Genomic DNA, 22,197 nt, shown 5'->3' with positions numbered 1-22,197 from the left:
CTTCAGCAACATGGGATATGATAACATATTTATCAATATCAGATTCATTTTATAAATTTTTACTACTGTTTTCATACTTTGTTCAAAATTTCACATGATTGGACCGTATCAATTGTTAAAAAGGTTGAATTAAATTTGCGCAGCGGTATGATGTTTATGAGGCTGAAAGTATTAATTAGAAAGTATTAATTAGAGAGTATAGAAAAAATCATTTAGGAGTGGATGAGATTGGGATTATCAACGATGAATGTGGATTACTCAACTAAAACTTACTTAGAAACGCTAGATGCCTATTGGCGTGCAACCAACTACCTATCCGTTGGCCAACTTTATTTGAAAGACAATCCTTTGTTAAGAGAACCCTTAAAAGATTCAGACGTAAAAGTTAAGCCTATTGGACACTGGGGCACCATTCCCGGTCAAAACTTTATTTATGCACATCTAAATCGTGTAATTAATAAATATGATTTGGATATGTTCTACGTTGAAGGCCCTGGTCATGGTGGTCAGGTCATGGTTTCTAATTCATATCTCGATGGAACGTACACTGAAATCTATCCGACAATTACACAGGATATCCCGGGTATGAAAAAATTGTTCAAACAATTTTCGTTTCCAGGGGGTATTGCTTCACATGCTGCTCCCGAAACACCTGGATCTATCCATGAAGGCGGCGAATTAGGGTATTCCCTTTCTCATAGCGTTGGAGCGATTTTAGATCATCCGAATTTGATTTCGGCTGTAGTTATTGGTGATGGAGAGGCTGAAACCGGACCTTTAGCTGCTTCGTGGTTCTCCAACAGATTTATCAATCCCATCACGGATGGTGCGGTATTGCCAATCCTGCATTTAAATGGATTCAAGATTAGTAACCCAACGATTCTGTCTCGTCAATCAAAAGAAGAATTAACGGCATACTTCACAGGCATGGGTTGGGAACCCTATTTTGTTGAAGGTGAAGATCCTAATCAAATGCATCCGGAAATGGCAAAAGTACTGGATACCATTATCGAAAAGATCGAAGCTATTCAAAAGAATGCACGTGAAAACAATGACACCACTCGTCCGGCATGGCCAGTGCTGATCTTCCGTTCACCTAAAGGCTGGACTGGTCCTAAGCAGTGGGATAATGTGCCAAATGAAAATTCATTCCGTGCCCATCAAGTGCCGATTCCGGTTGACCAAAAGAATATGAAACATGCACCCGCTTTATTAGAGTGGATGAATAGTTATAGACCTGAAGAATTATTCGATGCCAATGGTCGTCTAAAAGCTGAAATTGCTGAAATCCTGCCTACAGGTAATAAACGTATGGGGATGAACCCGGTTACGAATGCTGGCAACCTTATTAAAGACTTGCACTTACCGAATTTCCGTAACTATGCACTTGATAACTCCGTTCCAGGTAAAGTCATTGCTCAAGATATGGCTGTTTTAGGAAAATACTTAAGAGAAGTTATCCTTCTTAATGAAGATAACCGTAATTTCAGAATCTTCGGACCAGATGAAACCTTGTCTAACCGCTTAGGTCCTGTTTTTGAAGTCACCAAACGTCAGTGGCTGGATCAAATTAAGGAACCTAACGATGAATTTATGGCTCCTTATGGTCGGGTTATTGATTCGCAATTATCCGAACATCAAGCTGAAGGTTTATTGGAAGGATACGTATTAACAGGTCGTCATGGTTTCTTTGCAAGTTACGAAGCCTTCCTGCGTGTGGTTGACTCTATGATTACTCAACATTTCAAGTGGTTACGTAAAGCCACTGATCAAGTATGGCGTACAGATATCCCTTCATTAAATGTCGTAGCAACTTCAACGGTGTTCCAACAAGATCATAATGGGTATACACATCAAGATCCAGGTTTGCTCGGTCACTTGGCTGACAAGAAACCGGAATTTATCCGTGAATATTTACCGTCCGATGCCAATACCTTGCTAGCTGTATTTGACACCATCTTAAACGACCGTCAAAAAATCAACCTGATTGTTTCGTCTAAACACCCACGTCCACAATGGTTTAGTGCTGATGAAGCTAGAGAATTGGTAGATACAGGATTGAAGATCATTGACTGGGCAAGTACAGATCAAGATGGAGAACCTGATATCGTATTTGCTTCTTCGGGTACAGAACCAACCTTGGAAAGTTTAGCTGCGATCTCGATTCTGCATGAAAAGTTGCCTGAACTGAAGATTCGCTATATCAACGTGGTTGATCTATTGAAACTGAGAAGTCAAAAACTAGATCCGCGTGGTTTTTCTGACGCTGAGTTTGAGAAATATTTCACAAATGATAAACCCGTTATCTTCGCTTTTCATGGTTATGAAGGTCTAATCAAAGATTTGTTCTTTGACCGCCACAATCATAACTTGCATGTACATGGCTACCGTGAGAACGGTGACATCACAACGCCATTTGATATGCGTGTATTGAATCAGATGGACCGTTATGACTTAGTGAAGGAAGCTGTTTTAAGCTTGCCGGATGCTGACAAGTACACAGCTATCGTGGATGAAATGGATGCTATGGTTAAGAAACATAATGAATACATCCGTGAAGAAGGTTTGGATTTGCCAGAAGTAGAGAACTGGGTATGGAAAGGTTTGAAATAACTGTAGTTAAAAATGAAGCAGCAAAAAAGACGACGTTCATTCTTTCTCTCCGAATGAAATGTCGTCTTTCTTTGTTTCCTCTACTAATAAACTAAAAAGTTGAAATCGATATTCGAGGGTATAAATTAATAGTTGAAATGTATGCGCATTCCTACCTGTGCTATAATAGCATTTAATAGTTATTGAATTGGAGTGTTGCTGGGATGAGAGGATACAACATTTGGCGTCCGATAATGCTGATTCTGGTCGCATTGCTAACGAGAAGCTTGGTTACTAACCTTTGTGTTTTGTTTGGCATGGCGCCTGATTCGGCAAGCAGTGTTGCGATGTTTGCCATGATCATTGTCGCGTTTGTAATGTATAACCGCATGATGAAGCGCCGTCGTAAATAAATATTTAAACCCTTGCTCTCAGAGCGGGGATTTAGTGGAATTAGTGAAGAGGGTACCCCCTAAAGGGAATCCGTGGTCTAGAATTTCTCGAAAATTCGGCAAAAATCCACAACTGTAAACGTTGTGGATTTTGCTTTTTCGGAAGCAGTGCCTGTATATTAAACGTATAGCTATAATTCTTGAAAGAGTAATAGGTCTGGAAATGACAATCAGGAGGAAATAAATTGAGTACACAGAGTCTGGGAGTTCCATTAGAAGGATTTGCTGAATTTAGTCGAACAGTAGGCGCAGAAGGCGCGGTGTTGTTAAAGAATGAAGGACAGGTACTTCCGCTTCGAAACGAAGAGGGCGTTGCGATTTTTGGCAGAACTCAAGTGAATTACTATCGCAGTGGTACCGGTTCGGGCGGGAGTGTCCATGTATCTTATACGACCAACCTGCTAGACGGTCTTCGCAGTAAAAAGAACCTTGTAGTCAACGAAGAACTAGCAGCCGTCTACGAACAGTGGATTGAGCTCAATCCATTTGATAATGGCGGAGGCGGTTGGGCTGCAGAGCCATGGCATCAGAAGGAAATGTCTTTAAGCGACGAGCTGGTGTCGGAGGCCAGAAGCAAATCGGACAAAGCGATCATTGTGATCGGACGTACGGCAGGAGAAGATCAGGACAATGCGGATGAGCCGGGAAGCTACCAATTAATGGCGGAAGAAATAGCGATGCTGAAGCAGGTGACGGCCTATTTTGAACAAACCGTCGTTGTACTGAATGTATCGAATATTATTGATATGAGCTGGCTGAACGATAAAAGTTATGTGCACCCGATTTCTAGCGTGATCTATTCTTGGCAGGGGGGCATGGAGGGGGGCAATGCGATTGCCGACGTGCTGGCTGGAGAAGTGACACCAAGTGGCAAATTAACCGATACGATCGCTTATTCCATCAAAGATTATCCATCGACCCATAATTACGGCAATGAATTTAAAAACGTGTATGAGGAAGATATCTATGTGGGATATCGTTATTTCGAGACATTTTGCCCGGATAAGGTTCACTTTGAATTTGGTTACGGATTATCTTATACCTCCTTTAAAGTCGAGCCTGAGGCAGCTAAACTGACCACCAAAGCAGGAGAACTATACGCTCAAATCGACGTAACCGTAACTAATACGGGAACCACCTATGCAGGAAAAGAGGTCGTGCAGGTCTATTACGCAGCGCCGCAAGGAAAGCTGGGACAGCCGGCTAAAGCTCTGGCTACATTCGGGAAGACAAAACTCCTTCAGGCAGGTGAAGCGCAGCGTCTTACCGTAAGTTTCCCTATCCATTCTATGGCCTCTTACGATGACAGCGGTGTGACAGGCCATCCTTCCGCTTATGTGCTGGAAGAAGGGACTTACCGCTTTTTTGTGGGAACCAGTGTTAAGGCTCTGGCAGAAATAAGCTTCGAAGGAAAAAGTGGTTATGTCGTAGAAGCTCTTCAAGTCGTGGAGCAGCTGCAAGAGGCCATGGCGCCGACAGAAAGCTTTACGAGAATGAAGCCGGGCGTCCAGAAGGAAGACGGTTCGTACGAACTCATCGCTGAAGAAGTGGCGACGCGCAAAGTTTCTATGGCCGAACGGATTGAGAACAATCTACCGGAAACGCTTGAGCAGACGGGTAATCAGGGCTATTTGTTAAGAGATGTCCACGAAGGAAAGGTTGGTATGGAGGCCTTCATCGCCCAGCTTAGCGATCACGATCTGGCTACTATCGTTAGAGGAGAAGGCATGAGCAGTCCGCTTGTTACACCGGGTACGGCTTCAGCTTTCGGCGGAGTCAGCGATCAGCTGTTCAATTATGGTATCCCGGTGGCAGCTACAGCAGACGGCCCGTCCGGAATTCGGATGGATAGTGGGCAGAAAGCGACTCAGGTACCTATTGGTACCTTGCTTGCAGCAACTTGGAATGCGGAGCTGGTCGAAGAGCTGTATGTTATGGAAGGCCGGGAATTAGTCAGCAACAATGTGGACGCTTTGCTTGGACCTGGACTGAATATCCGGCGCAGCCCGCTTAATGGACGCAACTTTGAGTATTTTTCGGAAGATCCGTTAATCTCGGGGATATTTGCCGCAGCCTGCACACGAGGCATTATGAAGGGTGGCTCTAATGCCACGCTGAAGCATTTCGCCTGTAATAATCAGGAGAAATATCGCAGTAAGGTGGATGCTATCGTGTCCGAACGTGCCCTTCGGGAGATTTATCTTAAAGGTTTTGAAATTGCCGTGAAGCAGGGCGGCGCGAATTCGATCATGACTTCCTATAACCCGATCAACGGGCACTGGGCAGCTTCCAACTATGACATGAATACCACGATTCTTCGCGGAGAATGGGGCTTTAAAGGTATCGTAATGACGGATTGGTGGGCTATCATGAACGATGTTGTCCATGGAGGCTCCGCAGATCGGAAATATATGAACTGGATGGTCCGTGCCCAAAACGATCTGTACATGGTGGTCAGTAACTATGGGGCGGAAATCAATGCTTATGATGACAATACGCTGGAATCCTTGGAAAATGGTTCTCTAACCCGTGGAGAACTCCAGCGTTCCGCCATGAACATCTGCGAGTTCATCATGCACGCACCGGTATTCTCCAGAGAACAGAAAATTGAAGAAACGGTTGCTGCCTTCAAGGCCAATCCAAATCTTTCGCCGGAGCAAGTGCAGGAGCTATCTCACAATGCACAGGTTAAACCTGTTGCAGTCGGATCGATCTTTATGAAAGTGGAGCAGGCTGGTCAATACCGGATTATTGTCAACATTATGTCTCAGGAACCCGAACTGGCGCAAAGTGCTTGTAATGTGACCTTGAACGATCAATTGATGACGACCATACAGAGTAATGGGACAGAAGGCAAATGGATCAGACAGAAGCTTGTGAAAATCGAGCTGGAAGCAGGTCTATATGAATTGAAATTGGATTTCATCAAACCAGGCTTGCAGATCGACTGGATCGAATTCAAACAAGTGTAAATGTAGAATGAGTTTGGCTTCATGAGACACCCGAAAGGGTGTCTTTTTAGATTGAGCCGTGGAACTCTCCGTTTTCCAGCTGTTGCCGGCTTTCGCCCAACTTCACTTTGGTACTCGACACGGCAGTTCTGCTACCATTCATTTCGGGAAGATGCTTCCAGTAACGTTTGGGCATAAGCGAGGAACGCAGCCCGTCGTTGCGGCGCTCTTGGATGGCAATAGCGTCATAGAATCCCTCCCAGAGACTGCGATATTTACCTTCCGCCAAATCCGGCTCTGGCAGAGTCCATTCATCAAGTGGAATAATTGCTTGTTTACCGGGCTGGTGGATAAGCGCCATTCCGTGGGTTTTGTCGTAAATTAAGAAGCTCTCGCCACGGAACCGGTCGCAGAAATGATCCTGAATGACGGGAAGTACAAAGCTGCGGGGCTCAATGACCGCTGCCATGACCGGACCGTAAATGGAAAAGCGCACAAAACCCAGATAATGATGGCTTTCTCGCTTCAATTGCTGAACCGCCTTAAGTAAGGCGTTAACCGTATCGTCGGCAAGCATATCCATAATCTTGGCGCCATGCGTGAAGCCGAGCTGAAGAAAGTTTAGCAGCAGTAGTTCCTTGTCCGGCGTGCATGTCCAGAACCCTAGGCGGACCAGTTCCAGTGCCTCGGAGCAGATGCGGAATGGGATCGCCTTCAGTACTCGGTCCGCTTTGGTGCAATCGGTGTCAATCCATTTCGATTCCAGTAGCAAGCCTTGTCCATCCTCTTCAGAATGAATGGCAAGCGGTATTTCCTTCCATGTATAGCTCTCGAACACGCAGCATAGCAGGCCTTCAAAGCTCCCGTCGTAGGTATATGCCAATGCGACTGTGTTAAACATCAGGCCAACCTCCTTTCGTAAGCCCCGTTGTTTCTGCCTTCGGCAAGGCTGACAAATAGGTGTCGTCGAACAGGGAAAGCTGTTCATACTGCGGTTGAATCAAGGAAAGTTCCTGTCCGGACATGAGTGAACGCAGCAAGGTATGTTCTCCCACCTTTAGACCTTCTAGTGGTTTTCCTTTGCAGGTAATGAAGAATTGGGCGCGTTTGAGCACGACGCCGAGCTTCTTCAGAGCAGGGAAATCCAACGTTCCGGCCCGGCGTGCGGCCACAATCCGCTGTGCGCTCTTCACCCCTATGCCTGGCACACGCAGCAGCGTATTATACGGCACACGGTTGATATCAACCGGGAATTGCTCCCGGTGGTTCAAGGCCCAACTGCATTTCGGATCAAGGAGTGGATTAAAGTTGGGAGCCGCTTCATCCAACAATTCATTAGCCTGAAATCCATAGAAACGCAACAGCCAGTCGGCCTGATAGAGCCTGTGTTCCCGCAACAGCGGTGGTTTCGTATCCAGAGAGGGCAGCAGCGAATGCTCTACTACAGGAGTATAGGCGGAGAAAAAAACGCGCTTCAAGCCGTACTTCCGGTATAGTCCTTCCGTGAGTGTGAGAATCTTGTAGTCCGAATCGGGTGATGCGCCCACGATCATCTGCGTGCTTTGTCCGGCGGGAACGAAGCGGGGAGCATGATTGTATTTGACAATATCGGAGCTATTCTCGTTAATCTTCTCTTTAATAAGGGCCATCGGCTTCAGAATGGAGTCTTTGCTTTTATCAGGAGCCAGCAGTCCGAGGCTTTCCCTAGAAGGCAACTCGATATTGACACTCATGCGGTCAGCCAGCAGTCCGAGTCTGGATAACAGTACATCATCAGTGCCGGGAATTGCCTTGACATGGATATAACCTCTGAATTGGTGGACGTTTCTCAGTAGTTCAAGGGCAGAAATCATTTGCTCGGTCGTATAATCCGGATTGCGTATAACACCGGAGCTGAGAAACAGGCCTTCAATGTAATTGCGGCGGTAGAACTGAATGGTAAGGTCTGCTAACTCCTCCGGCGTAAACGTGGCCCGGCGCGTAGGGTTCGATTTGCGGTTGACGCAATAGGCGCAATCATATACACAGCGGTTAGTCATGAGCACCTTAAGCAGTGAAATGCAGCGTCCGTCTGCCGAGAAGCTGTGGCATATCCCCATGCTGACCGTATTGCCGATGCCTCCGGCCTGATTATTACGATTGGAACCGCTGGAGGTGCAAGCGACATCATATTTGGCCGAAGCGGTTAAAATTTGAAGTTTTTCCATAACATCCACAGCGATCTCTCCTTCATAGGAAAAAGTATATACCGAACATACGTTCTTGTCAAAGCCGACCATCCGGACCTTCCTGTCCTTTTCAGTTCATCCTTTGTAATGTTTCCACGTATCCTCCACATACAATAAAGCTATGGGCTAGGTTTATCTTTGCAATTGTGGTTGAGCAAAACTTAAGGAGGGTAACAGCATGGAAATATCGGTACGCCGAGGTGACTCGATATGGGCATACAGTCAGCTGTTTCAGATTCCGCTGCGGCTGCTGCTTGATTCCAATCGAAGCATCAATCCTCAAGCATTAATGCAGGGGCAGACGGTGGAAATACCGGGTTATGTGACAAGGGGATACCAGATCGTTCCCGGGGATACGATCTGGAGGATAGCTTCGACAGCCGGTGTACCGCAAGATAGCTTGCTGCTGCTTAATCCATCTATCCAAGTCAATTCTCTTCGTGTGGGTCAAATGATTGGTATCCCAGTTCGTGTGACTGAGCTAGTGGTCCAGACAGTAAGACCTTATGATTATGGTGACATGCTTGAGGATCTTAACCGCTTGGCAGAGATTTACCCATTTATCCGTCGCCAATCCATTGGCACTTCGGTCATGGGTAAGACAATTCCCGAAATTCGTATCGGTATCGGCCCGAAGCAGGTGCATACTAACGCTTCCTTCCATGCTAATGAATGGATTACAACACCGGTACTTATTCGTTTTCTTAATGAATACTTACTGGCATTGACGAATAACGGCAGCATTCGCGGGCTTGAGATGAATCCTCTATATGAGACGACCACGTTATCGCTTGTTCCGATGGTTAACCCTGACGGTGTCAATCTGGTTGTGGTCGGACTACCGGACGAAGAGCCTTATCGCAGCAATGTACTTGCCATAAATGTTGGAAGCAGTGATTTTAGCGGCTGGAAGGCTAACATTCGGGGTATCGATTTAAATAACCAGTTTCCGGCACTGTGGGAACGCGAAGCGGCAAGAGGGCCGCGCACGCCAGCCCCCCGTGATTATGCGGGGACGGAACCGCTTACGGAGCCGGAATCGCAAGCGATAGCCAATTTGACGAGAAACCAAAATTTTAATCGCGTATTAGCTTTTCACACACAGGGGAGAGTCATTTATTGGGGCTTTGAAGGGCTGGAGCCGTCTGAATCTGAAGTGATCGTCAATGAGTTTGCGAGAGTGAGTGGTTATCAGCCGATTAGGTATGCGGACAGTTCGGCCGGATTCAAGGATTGGTTCATTCAGGATTGGGGACGGCCAGGTTTTACGATTGAAGTTGGGCAAGGTAATAATCCAATTCCCTTATCGCAGCTTGAACAAATCTATCAAGAGAGTTTAGGCATACTTCTTGCTTCACTTTATATGTAAATTATGGAGTGAAGTAAAAGATACCTGCAGGACGTTATACCGTGTACGTGCCAACCATAGGCGGTGGGCCGGATGATTATTTCGACTCGGATGGGCATTGCCGAGTCCAATGAAAAAATCAAGTTTTTTGGAAAAGACAGGATTGAACGAAAGGTGCAGCTTAACGATATGGAAGGAAAATGCATTACAGAGGAAGAGAGTACGGTTGACGAACAGGCCTTTGAAGTGGCAGCGAAGTCGCTTGTCCCTCTGGAGTAGCTATACCACGGCAATCGTTTTCCCAATGAGAAGTACTGCAAAGTGGCGTAACTGAAGGATGTCATTAATGCGGCGTAATCGTAGTTTCTAGGATAGAGCAGCCCCAGCTTCATACTGCTCCCCTATTCCACCACATTTAGCATACCAACCAATCCCCCGAATAAAATAATGTATATTCAATTGTTTATACGTGTTTTGTGAACGAATGGAGGAGGTGGGAACATGCAAATTCATGTTGTACAGCCCGGTCAATCTCTATATGGCATTGCTACTACCTATGGGATACCTGCGAATGATATTACCGAAGCCAATCAACTGTCAGCACCGGGCATGCTAGTGGTGGGACAAACATTGGTTATTCCGATCATCGGGATGTATTATTGGGTTCGATCCGGGGACAGCCTGTATAGTATCGCTCAAAGGTGGGGTGTGAACGCGGGTACGCTGGCTGAAGCCAATGGATTATCCCTGAACCAACCGTTAACGGTTGGATTTCGTCTATATATTCCGCCTAAACCGAAACGGACTGCTGAAGTAAATGCCTATATAGAGCCTAGAGGGGATGAGGTCTCCCAAAGCTTAAAAAATGCCGCCGAAGAAGCTGCGCCGGAGCTTACCTATCTGGCCCCATTCAGCTTCCAGATCCAGCGGGACGGTTCCTTAAAAGCACCTCCATTGGATAATCTTGCTTCGATCACTGGGCAAAACCAGGTAACCCTGATGATGGTCGTGACTAACTTGGAGAATGCCCAGTTCAGCTCGGAGCTTGGAAGCATTATTTTGAATGATCAGGTTGTTCAGAACCGCTTGCTGGAGAATATCATTAGCCAGGCGAAGCAGTTGAACTTTCGGGACATTCATTTCGATATGGAATTCTTGAAGCCTGCAGACCGGGAAGCCTATAATACATTCCTGCGGAAAGCGGCCGACCGGATTCATCAGGAAGGGTTCTTGTTATCTACCGCGTTGGCCCCCAAGACAAGTGCCACGCAGGTTGGAGCCTGGTATGAGGCGCATGATTATAAAGTCCACGGTGAAGTTGCCGATTTTGTGATTATTATGACATATGAGTGGGGATACAGTGGAGGGCCACCGATGGCGGTTTCGCCGATTGGCCCTGTTCGCCAGGTATTGGAGTATGCCATCAGCGAAATTCCGGCGGCAAAAATCATGATGGGGCAGAACTTGTACGGCTATGACTGGACCCTGCCTTTTGTCGCAGGCGGAGCTTATGCCAGGGCGCTTAGTCCGCAAGCGGCGATTGATTTGGCGAGGAATCGAAATGCAGCAATCCAGTATGATTATAAGGACCAGGCACCACATTTTGATTACTGGGATGATGCAGGCAAGCAGCACAAGGTATGGTTTGAGGATGCCCGGTCCATCCAGGCCAAGTTCGATCTGATTAAGGAGCTGGGCTTGCGGGGAATCAGCTACTGGAAGCTGGGGCTTCCTTTTCCGCAGAATTGGCTGCTGATCCAGGTTAATTTTGATGTTGTTAAAAGATGATAATCCTCAACATGGCCGGGATATGTAACTATTCGTACTCTACACAATGCTTCCGAATCGAAAAAAATCCCTGGAACAGAATATACAAAGAGACCGCCCCTTATAAATGGGCGGTCTCTTTGTATAGTTCATGAATTGAAAAGGCTGTTACCCCTTTAGTCCGGTTGTGGATATGCCTTCCACAAAGTATTTCTGAGTGAAGAAGAACAACACAATACAAGGTACAATGCTGACAACCGACATCGCGAGTACCTGATTCCAGGATACCGCTGAGGATGTATCCAAGGACAGTCGGAGACCGAGCGATACGGTAAACTTCTTGACGCTGCTGATATAGATGATGGAGTTGAAGAAATCATTCCAGGTCCACATGAATTGGAAGAGGCCCACAGAGAAGATCGCCGGCTTGCATAAAGGGAGCAAGACCCGGGTCAGCACCGTAAACGAGTTGCAGCCTTCAATCGTGGCCGCTTCGTCCAAATCACGAGGTGAACCGCGAATGAACTGGATCATCATATAAACGAAGAATGCACCTGTTGCGAATGCGGCTGGTACGATAAAGGGCAGATACGTATCCAGCCAGCCCATCTTATTATACAAAATGTACCGTGGGATCATAACTGATGCATTAGGCAGCATCAGTGTGGCGATCATGATGGAGAACAGCATCGTTTTGAACGTGAAATCAAATCTGGCAAAGCCATAAGCTACAATAACACTGGAGATCACAGTGAATACAACGGTGGGAATAACCAGCTTCAAGGTATTGATAAAGAAATCCTGGAAACCGTATTGCCCCGTGCCTTGCCAGCCCAAACGATAGGAATCCCACACATAGGTACTTGGCAGCAGCTTGCTGGAGCCGAAGATATCGGCATTGGTTTTGAAGGATGACGCAAACAACCATATTAGCGGATAAATCATGATGAGGCCAACCAGGATCAAAAAAGCATAATTTAGTAGGGTTTTAGGTTTGCTGTTGAATTCTCTCATGATTTATCTCCTCCGTCCTCATAATAAACCCAACTGATGCCTCTCAAGCCACCGGGCAAAGTGAAGGATGAATATTCCTCTATTATTCACAATATGATTACACACTTTATCGAGCATCGATATATTAGGACACAGCTGCTGGAGAAGAAGTACCGGCTTCAGGTCATGGAACTGCTCGCGCTGCAATCCCAGATTAATCCTCATTTTCTCTATAATACGCTGCATTCTATATACTGGGAATCCGTAGCGTTAACCGGGAAGCCTAACAAAGTAAGCGAGATGGTTGAGGATATATCTGATATATTGTCCTACTCGTTTAGCAATCCTACAGAAACGGTAACCTGGGCAGCAGAAATTTCCAACACTCTCAGCTATGTCAATATTCAGAAGACGAGGTATAAGGATAAATTTGATTTTTTGAATACGATGAAGAAATCACTAAATTATATACGATAAAGCTGGTACTTCTGCCCTTAATAGAAAACAGTATCTACCACAGCATTAAGGAAAAAGAAGGTCATGGACTCATTAAAGTGAAGATCGTCCAGAAGAGGGAACGGCTGTCCATTATTGTTATTGACAATGGAAACGGTATTCTGCCGGAGAATCTGCATGAGATTGAACAGCGCCTGTTATCCGATGAAGAACGCACAGAGCACGTGGGGCTTTACAATACCCATAAAAGATTGAAGCTAACTTACGAAAAAGGCTATAGCTTGCGTATCAAGAGAAACCAGGCTTCGGCACGATGGTTGAGATCATTGTTCCTGTACTGGACAGCCTGTAAAGATCGACTATATCTGGAAAGTGTAAACGTACCTTCACTATTATTGACTGAAGCAACAGGAAGGGGCTGTCCCAAATCCATTGGCAGGCAAAGTTGGTCCATGGTATATTGAATGTACAAAGAAATCGCTCCTTTGAAATGGTTGCTGGTACTTCCATTTTACCAAAGGGCGATTTCTTTTTGTGATTTTAATGAAGATTTTGAGTGTGATTTTTCCGCTGAAACCAGCGGAGAGGACGGACTGATTGCGGAAAAGCGGTAGCGGTCGCCTTTGTGTCCGGATTTTCACCGCTAAGGGGAATTCAAAAAATCTGGACACAACAGCGATTGGAGCAACGGTCCGTTCGCGGAGCGTCCTCACAAGCATAACCGTTTATCCGACTCCAAAAACAGGGAGCGTCCCAAGCAGCCATTTCATGGCTTATGGGACACCCCCTTTTTTTTGAATTTTTTTGAATTTATAGATTGATTTCGATAGATAAAACCACGCTTATGTTAGCTGAGTGTGGTTTTATCTAACTTGCAACTCTATTACTTAATTAAAATTTGATATTTTTCCCACGTTTGTGTGATATAATGTGACGGCACTATTAAAAACGGGGAGGATTTATACTTTATGGGATGGAAGACAAGATGGAATAAACCGATCGCTTCGTTGCTAGTTACGGCTGTGCTCTCTGCTCAGGTACTGGGTGGAGTGGTTCTAGGTACAGTTGGGGGTGCGGAAACTGCCGATGCTGCCGCGCCGACTACCGCTAAGCTCAGAGTAATGAGCACTACAGATGTGCACACAAATGTTTTGGGTTGGGATTATTTTAAGAATGCGGCTTCGGCGACCGTAGGACTCGACAAAACGGCTACGTTAGTTACTTATGCGAAGACTGAAGTGCTCAACACGCTCCTGCTTGACAATGGGGATTTAATTCAAGGCACTCCGCTCGGGACTTATGTCGCAAAAAAATCGGATTTAATGGATTCAACATCCAAGCTTCATCCAATGATTGCGGCCATGAATGTTATGGGTTACGACGCAGCTACTTATGGAAATCATGAATTTAATTATGGCTTGGAATTTTTGAATCGTACGGTTAAAGGGAATGTTAACAACCCGTTGGAAACCGATGCGAACTTCCCATATGTGAACGCAAATATATATATCGATGATAAGGATGGCAATCCTGATAATGATATCAATGCTTTTAAGCCTTATGTGATCCTTGATAAGACGGTAGAGGATAATAAAGGGCAGGTAAATCATATTAAAGTCGGTCTGCTCGGCCTTGTAACCCCTCAGATTATGGAGTGGGACAAGGTTAATCTGGAAGGTAAGGTGATTACCAAGGATATTGCTGAAACTGCAGCGAAATTCATTCCTGCTATGAAAAGTGAGGGTGCAGATATCATCGTGGTCATGGCTCATACGGGCTTTGATGTGAATGCGGTGCAGGGAGATGGTTCTGAGAATGACATCAACGCGCTAAGTAAGGTTGAGGGTATCGATGCGATCACGTTCTCGCATACACACAAGGTGTTCCCGACAGGGAGTAATGCCACACTAGATGCTTCCTTTAAAGATTCTTCCACAACCTTGCCGTATAATAACAGTCAATCAGTTGTTGACAATGTATATGGGCACATTAATGGTACTCCGGCTGTACAAGCTGGGTATGGTGGTGGATATTTGGGTCTGATTGACCTTGAATTGGTTCAGGATAACGGTAAGTGGATGGTGGATAAAGCGAAATCTACCGCCTCAACCCGTTCCATTGCCGGTGCGGTTGCTGATCCGGCTGTAGATGCTGTTGTAGCAGCAGATCATCAGGCTACCGTTGACTACACGGGTCAGCAGCTGGGAGTTACTACGGCACCGATGAACAGCTATTTCGCTCTGGTACAGGACGATCCTACAGTACAGATCGTTACGAATGCACAGAAGTGGTATGTGCAGAATTATATTAATACCAATCTTCCACAGTATAAGGATACGCCGATCCTCAGTGTGGGCGCGCCTTTCAAAGCTGGACGTAACGGCCCTTCCGAGTATACGAGTATTGAGAAAGGACCTCTGACCATTAGGAGCGCAAGTGATCTGTATCTCTACGACAATACGCTGAAGGCGATCAAGGTTAAGGGTTCTGTCGTTAAGGAATGGGTGGAGATGAGTGCGGGTGCATTTAATACTATAGATGAAAATAGCGCCGCACCGCAAAGCCTGCTGAATTCGGCGTTTGCAGTATATAACTTTGATGTCATAGATGGTATTAGATACACTATTGACGTGACGAAGGCTGCGAAATATAATCCGAACGGTACGCTTAATGATGCTTCATCGAGTCGTGTGAAGCAAATAACCTACAACGGTAAGCCATTGGATCCAGACCAGGACTTCATCGTTGTGACTAACAACTACCGCGCTAGTGGCGGGGGGAACTTCCCAGGCGTGAAGGGGTCTGAGATGATAGTGGATTCACAGGATGAGAACCGCCAGGTGCTGATGGATTACATCAGTGAAGTCGGTACCATTGATCCATCAGCGGATGGCAACTGGTCCCTGGCCCCTATTCTGAGTAATGTCAATCTTACCTTTACCTCTTCACCCGATGCAGCCAAAGTGCTGCCAGCAAATATGAGCGATACCGGTGAGAAAGATATTAAGGGTTTCGGTATTTATAATTTGAAACTGCCAGTGGAGGTCCATCTGATCGGAATCAATGATTTCCATGGCCAACTAGACACCGTGTCTACAGTTAGTAATAAGCCTGCAGGCACAGCGGCGATTCTAGCAACTTATTTGAAAGAAACTCGTGCCAAATACGATAATTCCCTGCTCTTCCATAATGGAGATTCCGTAGGCGCATCGGCTCCTGTATCATCGCTTGAGCGTGATGAGCCTACTATCGAGTGGATGAATATGATGGGATTTGATGTGGGTTCCTTGGGGAACCATGAGTTTGACCAAGGTGTCTCAGCGCTGATGACACAGCTTGATGGCGGTGTTGATCCGAAGGACGGCAATGTCACTCACGTAGGGACTAACTTTGATTACGTCAATGCTAATGCGATTAGCATTGCGACTGGCCAACCCATCATTGCTCCTTATGTAATTAAAGAAGTGGGTGGCGTGAGTATCGGCTTTATAGGTCTCGTAACCAAGAGTACTCCGAGCAAGGTATCTCCTGCCGGTACGGCAGGCGTGCGATTCCTGACCGCTGAGGAGGAAGTCATAGCAGTTGAGAAATATGCCAAGGAACTTCAGGATAAGGGAGTAGAGACGATTATCGTTCTGGCCCATGATCCAGCTTCAACCAAAGCCGATGTTACAACAGGAGAAGCGGCGGATCTGGCCAATGCGCTTCCAGCGAACTCTCCGGTGGATGTTATTGTTGCCGGTGATAACCACGCGTTGGCCAACGGTGTTGTGAATGGCAAGTTGATTGTGCAGGCATATTCCTACGGTACTGCGTTTGAGGACATCAAGCTGCTGATTGATCCTGTAACGGGTGACGTTAAGAGCAAGTCAGCTGTCGTTACAACTACCTTCCAGGAAGGGGTAACACCTGATGTGGATACCGTCGCTCTGGTTAACAAATATCTTGAAAAGCACCCAGAGCTGACCAATCCTGTAGGCACGACAGACGGCACCATTACTCGTACAGACACGTACATCAAAGAGTCGGCTCTTGGCAATCTGATTGCCGATGCTATGCTTAGCGCAGATTTCGGTGATGGTAAAGGTGCTGCCGATTTCGCGTTCATGAATCCAGGCGGCATCCGTGCGGATCTTCCGAAAGGTAACGTTACGTTTGGCGATCTAGCCAAAATTCAACCGTTCGGCAACACTCTGGTAAAACTGACCTTAACCGGAGCGCAGATCAAAACCCTTCTTCAGCAGCAATGGAATGTTACGTCCAGCGGAACTGCAGATACCAAAACACTGCAAATCTCCGGCTTGAAATATACCGCTAATATGTATCTTCCGGTTGCTGGACGTCTCGCCAGTCTCACATTGGCTGACGGAACACCGATTAACCCAAGCCAGAATTATACGGCTGTTGTCAACAACTTCATGGCCGCAGGCGGAGATAACTACAAAGTCTTGACCGAAGCCAGTGCTTCCTTAGCTGGGCCCATCGATCTGGATGTATTCTACGCTTATATTGTGAAAAAGTTTAACTACGGAGCGATTACTGCGGGAATCGAAGGGCGTATCAACAATAATCTGACGGAACAACCGACTTCGACACCTTCAGGAAATCCAGAAGGCATTGTGACTCCAACACCGACGCCGACAGCTAGTGCGACTATAGCGCCGAGTGCTACACCTGCACCATCGGCTACACCAGTCCCTACTGGAAATCCGGTTCCGAGCTTCAATGATCTGGGTAAGGTAGCTTGGGCAAAAGAGGCTATCGATTCTCTGACGGCCAAAGGTATCATTAAAGGGTTTAACGGTAATGACTTTGCACCCCTTAAAAACGTAACTCGTGCAGAATTCGTGACCATGCTGGTCCGTGCCATGAATCTGACCGATTCCGGCGCAGCAAGCGCGTTTAGTGACGTTAAATCAAACGTCTGGTATACGGATTCTATAGCTATTGCCGTTAAGGCTGGTTTTGTAAAAGGCTCCGGGAACGGCAAGTTTGAACCGGGGCGTGAAATTACCCGAGAAGAGATGGCTATTATGGTTGCGAACGCTCTGAAAGGACAACTGCAGCCGATTGACAATAGTGCTGCGCTGATCAAGTTTGCAGACAAATCTAAGATCGCCCCCTACGCAATGGAAGCTGTTGCGCAGTTGACTAATTTGGGAATTATTAGCGGAGTAGAGGCCGCGAAATTTGCTCCAAAGGACATAGCGAATCGTGCTCAGGCGGCGGTCATTATCTACCGTACGCTGCAACAAGTGTCTTAATTCTTTAGATATTCCTATGGTGCTTTGCTTTCATCTTCGGATGAGCGCGGAGCACCTTTTTTTATTCCCGAGTATTAAAAAATATCTGCAGCTACATGAATTCATAAATTTAACAATAATGTATATGGTATAATATTTACAAATTAAAACAGTAATGAGAGAGAGGTCAACTGAATAAATTCGGAAAATGGTTTTACTAAATTATAATAGGGAGTGACCAAATCTATTGTTTACGAATCGGATATTAAAAAATATTTGCTTAACGGTGATGTTGTTTATCCTCTTACCCTTTGCTCACATTTACGCTAGTACAGACCAAGTGACTGATATTAAGGGACATTGGGCTGAAACAGATATACAGGACTGGCTTGATAAAGGCTTGATAACGGGATATCCAGATCATACATTCCGACCTGAACACGTTATATCCAGAGGTGAATTCGTAGCACTTGTAAACAGGGTATTTAAGTATTCTGATAAAAGTTCAATTAGCTTTAAAGATTTAAAACAAACAAACTGGGCATACATAGAAGTGCAAAAGGCTATCGCACAAGGATATATTAGTGGTTTTAACGATAATACCTTCCGCCCCGATAAACAAATAACAAGACAAGAAACAGCAGTCATTCTGTCGAAGATATTAAAGTTGAAGAATGTTACAGATTTAATTTCTGTAAAAGATTCGAGTCTCATTCCTTCTTGGAGTAAGTCGGCAATCAACAATCTTCTGGATAAAGGTATTATGAGTAGTAATCCGGATGGAACGTTTCAACCTCAACGCGAAATGACTCGTGCAGAGTCCGTAGTGGTGATTAAGAAAGCGCTAGCTGCAAGCACGGTCGTTTACGATAAAGCCGGTGTCTTTGGTGAGACTGCTATAAATACTGTGCATAGTGATGTGATTATTCAATCCTCTAATGTCACTCTTAAGAACATGCATATTTTAGGAGAACTGATTATTTCTAAAGAGATTGGCGATGGTGATGCTTATCTTGATCAGGTTCAAGTAGATGGCGTGACTCGTATTGAAGGTGGCGGCACGAATAGTATTCATATCAAAGATAGCCAGTTAGGAACGGTATCTGTAAATAGATTAGACAATGCGGTCAGAATCGTGGCAGAGGGCACAACAAATATACAAGACACGCAAATTTTGTCCAGTGCCATCATCGAAGAGAATAATATTTCCGGACAGGGGTTTGTAGATTTATCAGTACTTCCCGAAACAAAAGAAACAACAGCGAGAAATATATCAATTGCAGGCAACTTTAATAATATAAACGTAAATGCTAGTGTCAATGAATTTACTGTTCGTTCAGGAACAATAAATAGCTTATTCATTAAAGAAAATGTAGTGATTCCGAGCATTATCCTAAATAAAGATGTAATCATCCAGAAGCTTGAACTAAAGAGTAAGTCGACTATTTCAGGCGAAGGTAAGATTAATGGAATTATATTGTCAGACGATGCAAAGGATTCCGCAGTATCAGACATAAAAACGTCAACTACTCCTATAGCTGGTGGGGGGGGCGGATCAGGTGGTGGCGGTGGCGGTGGCGGCAGTCCAGATCCTAGTGCCGGTACTGGTAATCCAGGGTCTGAAAGTCCGGATTTAGCGGTCACTAGCATAGTGGCGGCTAACGGAACTATTGAAGTCTTGTTCAATAAGAGTTTATCAGATATCCCGGCAGCTTCAGATTTCAAAGTGTTAGAAAAGGTTGATAATGGATATTTTCAGAACGTGGATGTCACTCTGGTTAGCTTGTCGGCAAACAAGACAACGGTGAAATTAACTTTTCCATCCATCGGTAGCAGTGAGAAAGATCAGTTAGTTGTATATTCCGTATCTTACAAAAATGCAAATGTGGTATTATCTGAAGCGATTATAGTACCTAAATCTAGTCTCGTCGTAACAGGTTCATTATTTCATCTGGATTATAACGAGACAATACCAGTTCCTATTTATAACATGACTGTTTATTTAACGGGAGTTCATGCATCAACATGGACGTACACTAGCACAACAAACCAAAGTGGCAACTTTAAATTCAATAATGTTGTTCCAGGTACTTATATTATTGATATTTTCATTGGTATGACAAGATATTATACGGATGAATTCACGATTGAAGCAGGAAAAGACCTGTCTCTCCCGGATATTATTATTAAAGAAAAAGCCCCTGTGTCAAAGGTTGATAAAGAAATCTACACAGATATTGCATATCTTAACGGCAGTGTTATGAATTTAAAAGAGTCTTTCTCGGTTAAAGTGGAATTGGGGGATGGAACGGTACTGAATAGTTTGCAAGGTAAATTTAATATGTTCTTTAGCTTTAATCTGTTTGATTATAATCCCGGCTTGGTACTAAAAGACAATGACAAAGTGTATGTTACTATGTATGCGGACAGCGGGTGGACAAGTGAACGGTTTGAAGTCAACGTGGTGGAGCGGCCGAAGACCAACTCTCCAGTTGTAACTAGTGTCGTATATGACGACAGTAAGTATATTAGGGGAACGATAGAGGACAGTTCCTATCAACTAACGGTAACAAAAATGGATGGAACTTTGATAGGCCAATCCTATAATAATATAGGCAGCAATTTTTCGATTTATTTATATGATAACCACCCGCTAAGTGTCGGTGAGAAACTAGTAGTCTATGCGCAGGCCGATCGGAAGAGGAAAAGTGACTCTGTATATGTTACAGTAGTGGCTCCTAATGTACAGACAGCTTCACCAACTATAGAGGGAATACTCTATGAAGATGACTGGTATATTACGGGTAAAGCAGAAGGGGATTCCAAGGTTATCGTTAAACGATCCGATGGAACGGTCATAGGCGAAGGGAAAGCCGGTGCGCAAGAATATGGAGGTAAATTCGACCTTCAACTATCATCACGTCCCATCGCTGGAGAGACTTTATATCTATCCGCTAAAGGATACGAGAGGATCATTAGTAAACCCACGGCAGTGGTTGTAGCGAATAGGCCTATTACACCGTCTCCTACGATCGTTGGGGATGTTTACAGTGACTACACTTATATTCAAGCGACTATCCCTCCTCTCCCCTCTGTTCAGTTATATTTGAAAGATATGAACGGTGTAGTTATAGCAGAAGGTTATGCATTTAATGAAGTTGTTACTTTCCATTATCTGGAGCTTGTGCCTAACGGGCAATACCAATTGACTGCGATTGCTCCAGGGTTGAAGGAAAGTGTACCGTTTCTTTTCACAGCAAAAGTTCCAACCGTGATCACTTCAGTACCAACGGTTACTACACCGATATATACGGATGAAGATTATCAATTTTCTGGAATGACAGAACCTTATGCAACGGTTTACTTATACAATGAAGATGGTACGCTTATTTATGGCAATCAAGCCAATGAGTTGGGGATTTTCACTCTTCCGATGCCCTCTTATCCTCGTCCAGTTGTGTTACCTGGGACAAAACTGATGATTAAAGCCGACGCACTAGGCAAATTATTAAGTGATGCTCTTGTAATTACAGCAACGGCACCCATAGAGAAGTCCAGTCAGCCTGTGCTCAATAATGATCAGGTCTATGGATACACGGACGGATTAAGTGGTACAGCCGCTAAGAGCACAGTAATTAAAGTGTTCCATGAAGATGGCCGACAAATTTTTACAGGTGTATATTCAGACATGAATACTGGACAATGGTCAATAGGCTTGTGGTCTACAATTCTACGAGGCGGAGATCGAATTTATATCATTACTGATGAGGTAGGGAAGCTGCCGAGTGATCCTCTGTACATTACTATACAACCGGCTCCCAAAGCAGTTGCGCCAGTAGTTACAAGTACCGTTAGTACAGAATCCAAGCAAATTAAGGGGACTTACGGCGGAGCAATTAATGGTATTCCTACGACCATTTGTCTAGTGAATGAGAACAATCAAGTGATTGAATCGGTTTTTGTTATGAGTGATGGTTCCTTCTCACTTGATATAGGATCTAATCCCTTAATCACCGGTCAAATTATTCAGATTATTGCGAAAGAAGGCCAAAAGGAAGCAAGTGATCCAGTAGTTATTACTGTGAACTAATATCTACCTTCATTCAAAGCTTTATAAGCTAAAAAACTAGTCAGTCTCCGATTTAATGGAGGCTGGCTAGTTTCGTT

14 protein-coding genes are annotated in these 22,197 nt (G+C 45.0%); 11 read left to right on the top strand and 3 right to left on the bottom strand.

Annotated features, from left to right (window positions below; genetic code table 11):
- Positions 1-243: 243 nt before the first annotated feature.
- The 3 genes from GJB61_RS27040 (at position 244) to GJB61_RS27030 (ending at position 6,016) form a co-directional block, all read left to right on the top strand.
- Positions 244-2,613 carry a phosphoketolase family protein gene (locus GJB61_RS27040; RefSeq protein WP_154122218.1) on the top strand — a complete coding sequence of 790 codons (2,370 nt, stop codon included), beginning with the start codon at positions 244-246 and terminating at the stop codon, positions 2,611-2,613.
- A 203-nt stretch (positions 2,614-2,816) separates the two neighbouring features.
- Positions 2,817-3,005: a hypothetical protein gene (locus tag GJB61_RS27035; protein ID WP_154122151.1), complete on the top strand. Its 189-nt coding sequence runs from the start codon at positions 2,817-2,819 to the stop codon at positions 3,003-3,005.
- 224 nt (positions 3,006-3,229) lie between these two features.
- The gene (locus tag GJB61_RS27030) at positions 3,230-6,016 is read left to right on the top strand and encodes a glycoside hydrolase family 3 C-terminal domain-containing protein (RefSeq protein WP_154122150.1); all 2,787 of its coding nucleotides are present in this window, start codon (positions 3,230-3,232) and stop codon (positions 6,014-6,016) included.
- Positions 6,017-6,062: 46 nt separating this feature from the next.
- On the opposite strand, the gene GJB61_RS27025 is transcribed toward GJB61_RS27030, so the two are convergent.
- Both GJB61_RS27025 and GJB61_RS27020 read right to left on the bottom strand, forming a co-directional pair.
- Entirely contained in the window at positions 6,063-6,896 is an 834-nt protein-coding gene (locus tag GJB61_RS27025; RefSeq protein ID WP_154122149.1) for a TIGR03915 family putative DNA repair protein, read from the bottom strand.
- On the bottom strand, positions 6,889-8,202 hold the full coding sequence (locus GJB61_RS27020; RefSeq protein WP_229522479.1) for a putative DNA modification/repair radical SAM protein: 1,314 nt from the start codon (positions 8,200-8,202) through the stop codon (positions 6,889-6,891). Before GJB61_RS27020 ends, GJB61_RS27025 begins: the two co-directional genes overlap by 8 nt.
- Before the next feature lie 199 nt (positions 8,203-8,401).
- Between GJB61_RS27020 and GJB61_RS27015 the strand changes: the two genes are divergently transcribed.
- The 3 genes from GJB61_RS27015 (at position 8,402) to GJB61_RS27005 (ending at position 11,359) form a co-directional block, all read left to right on the top strand.
- Positions 8,402-9,592: a M14 family metallopeptidase gene (locus GJB61_RS27015; RefSeq protein WP_154122147.1), complete on the top strand. Its 1,191-nt coding sequence runs from the start codon at positions 8,402-8,404 to the stop codon at positions 9,590-9,592.
- A gap of 72 nt (positions 9,593-9,664) precedes the next feature.
- The gene (locus tag GJB61_RS27010; protein WP_154122146.1) at positions 9,665-9,850 is read left to right on the top strand and encodes a hypothetical protein; all 186 of its coding nucleotides are present in this window, start codon (positions 9,665-9,667) and stop codon (positions 9,848-9,850) included.
- Between the two features lie 222 nt (positions 9,851-10,072).
- Positions 10,073-11,359, top strand: coding sequence for a glycoside hydrolase family 18 protein (locus GJB61_RS27005; protein WP_154122145.1), 1,287 nt, complete (start codon positions 10,073-10,075; stop codon positions 11,357-11,359).
- A 147-nt stretch (positions 11,360-11,506) separates the two neighbouring features.
- Here the strand turns inward: GJB61_RS27005 and GJB61_RS27000 are convergent, their stop codons facing one another.
- Positions 11,507-12,352 carry a carbohydrate ABC transporter permease gene (locus GJB61_RS27000; RefSeq protein WP_154122144.1) on the bottom strand — a complete coding sequence of 282 codons (846 nt, stop codon included), beginning with the start codon at positions 12,350-12,352 and terminating at the stop codon, positions 11,507-11,509.
- 93 nt (positions 12,353-12,445) lie between these two features.
- On the opposite strand from GJB61_RS27000, the gene GJB61_RS31980 reads away from it, so the two are divergent.
- The 5 genes from GJB61_RS31980 to GJB61_RS26985 all read left to right on the top strand — a co-directional run bounded on the left by GJB61_RS31980 (position 12,446) and on the right by GJB61_RS26985 (position 22,120).
- Positions 12,446-12,808 carry a histidine kinase gene (locus GJB61_RS31980; RefSeq protein WP_229522471.1) on the top strand — a complete coding sequence of 121 codons (363 nt, stop codon included), beginning with the start codon at positions 12,446-12,448 and terminating at the stop codon, positions 12,806-12,808.
- A complete protein-coding gene (locus GJB61_RS31975; protein ID WP_338116158.1) occupies positions 12,787-13,251 on the top strand; it encodes a sensor histidine kinase in 465 nt (154 codons plus the stop codon). Before GJB61_RS31980 ends, GJB61_RS31975 begins: the two co-directional genes overlap by 22 nt.
- Complete coding sequence (locus GJB61_RS31970) at positions 13,252-13,401, top strand: hypothetical protein (protein ID WP_229522470.1); 150 nt, start codon at positions 13,252-13,254, stop codon at positions 13,399-13,401. It abuts the gene before it with no gap.
- Between the two features lie 354 nt (positions 13,402-13,755).
- Positions 13,756-18,051: a bifunctional 2',3'-cyclic-nucleotide 2'-phosphodiesterase/3'-nucleotidase gene (locus GJB61_RS26990; protein WP_154122143.1), complete on the top strand. Its 4,296-nt coding sequence runs from the start codon at positions 13,756-13,758 to the stop codon at positions 18,049-18,051.
- A gap of 226 nt (positions 18,052-18,277) precedes the next feature.
- The gene (locus tag GJB61_RS26985; protein WP_154122142.1) at positions 18,278-22,120 is read left to right on the top strand and encodes an S-layer homology domain-containing protein; all 3,843 of its coding nucleotides are present in this window, start codon (positions 18,278-18,280) and stop codon (positions 22,118-22,120) included.
- Positions 22,121-22,197: the final 77 nt, after the last annotated feature.

It is taken from the genome of Paenibacillus monticola (assembly GCF_009664975.1).
Classification (GTDB): Bacteria; Bacillota; Bacilli; order Paenibacillales; family Paenibacillaceae; genus Paenibacillus_AQ; species Paenibacillus_AQ monticola.
The sequence above is the reverse complement of the archived record's forward strand: the minus strand, read 5'-3'. Positions and strand labels throughout refer to the sequence as shown.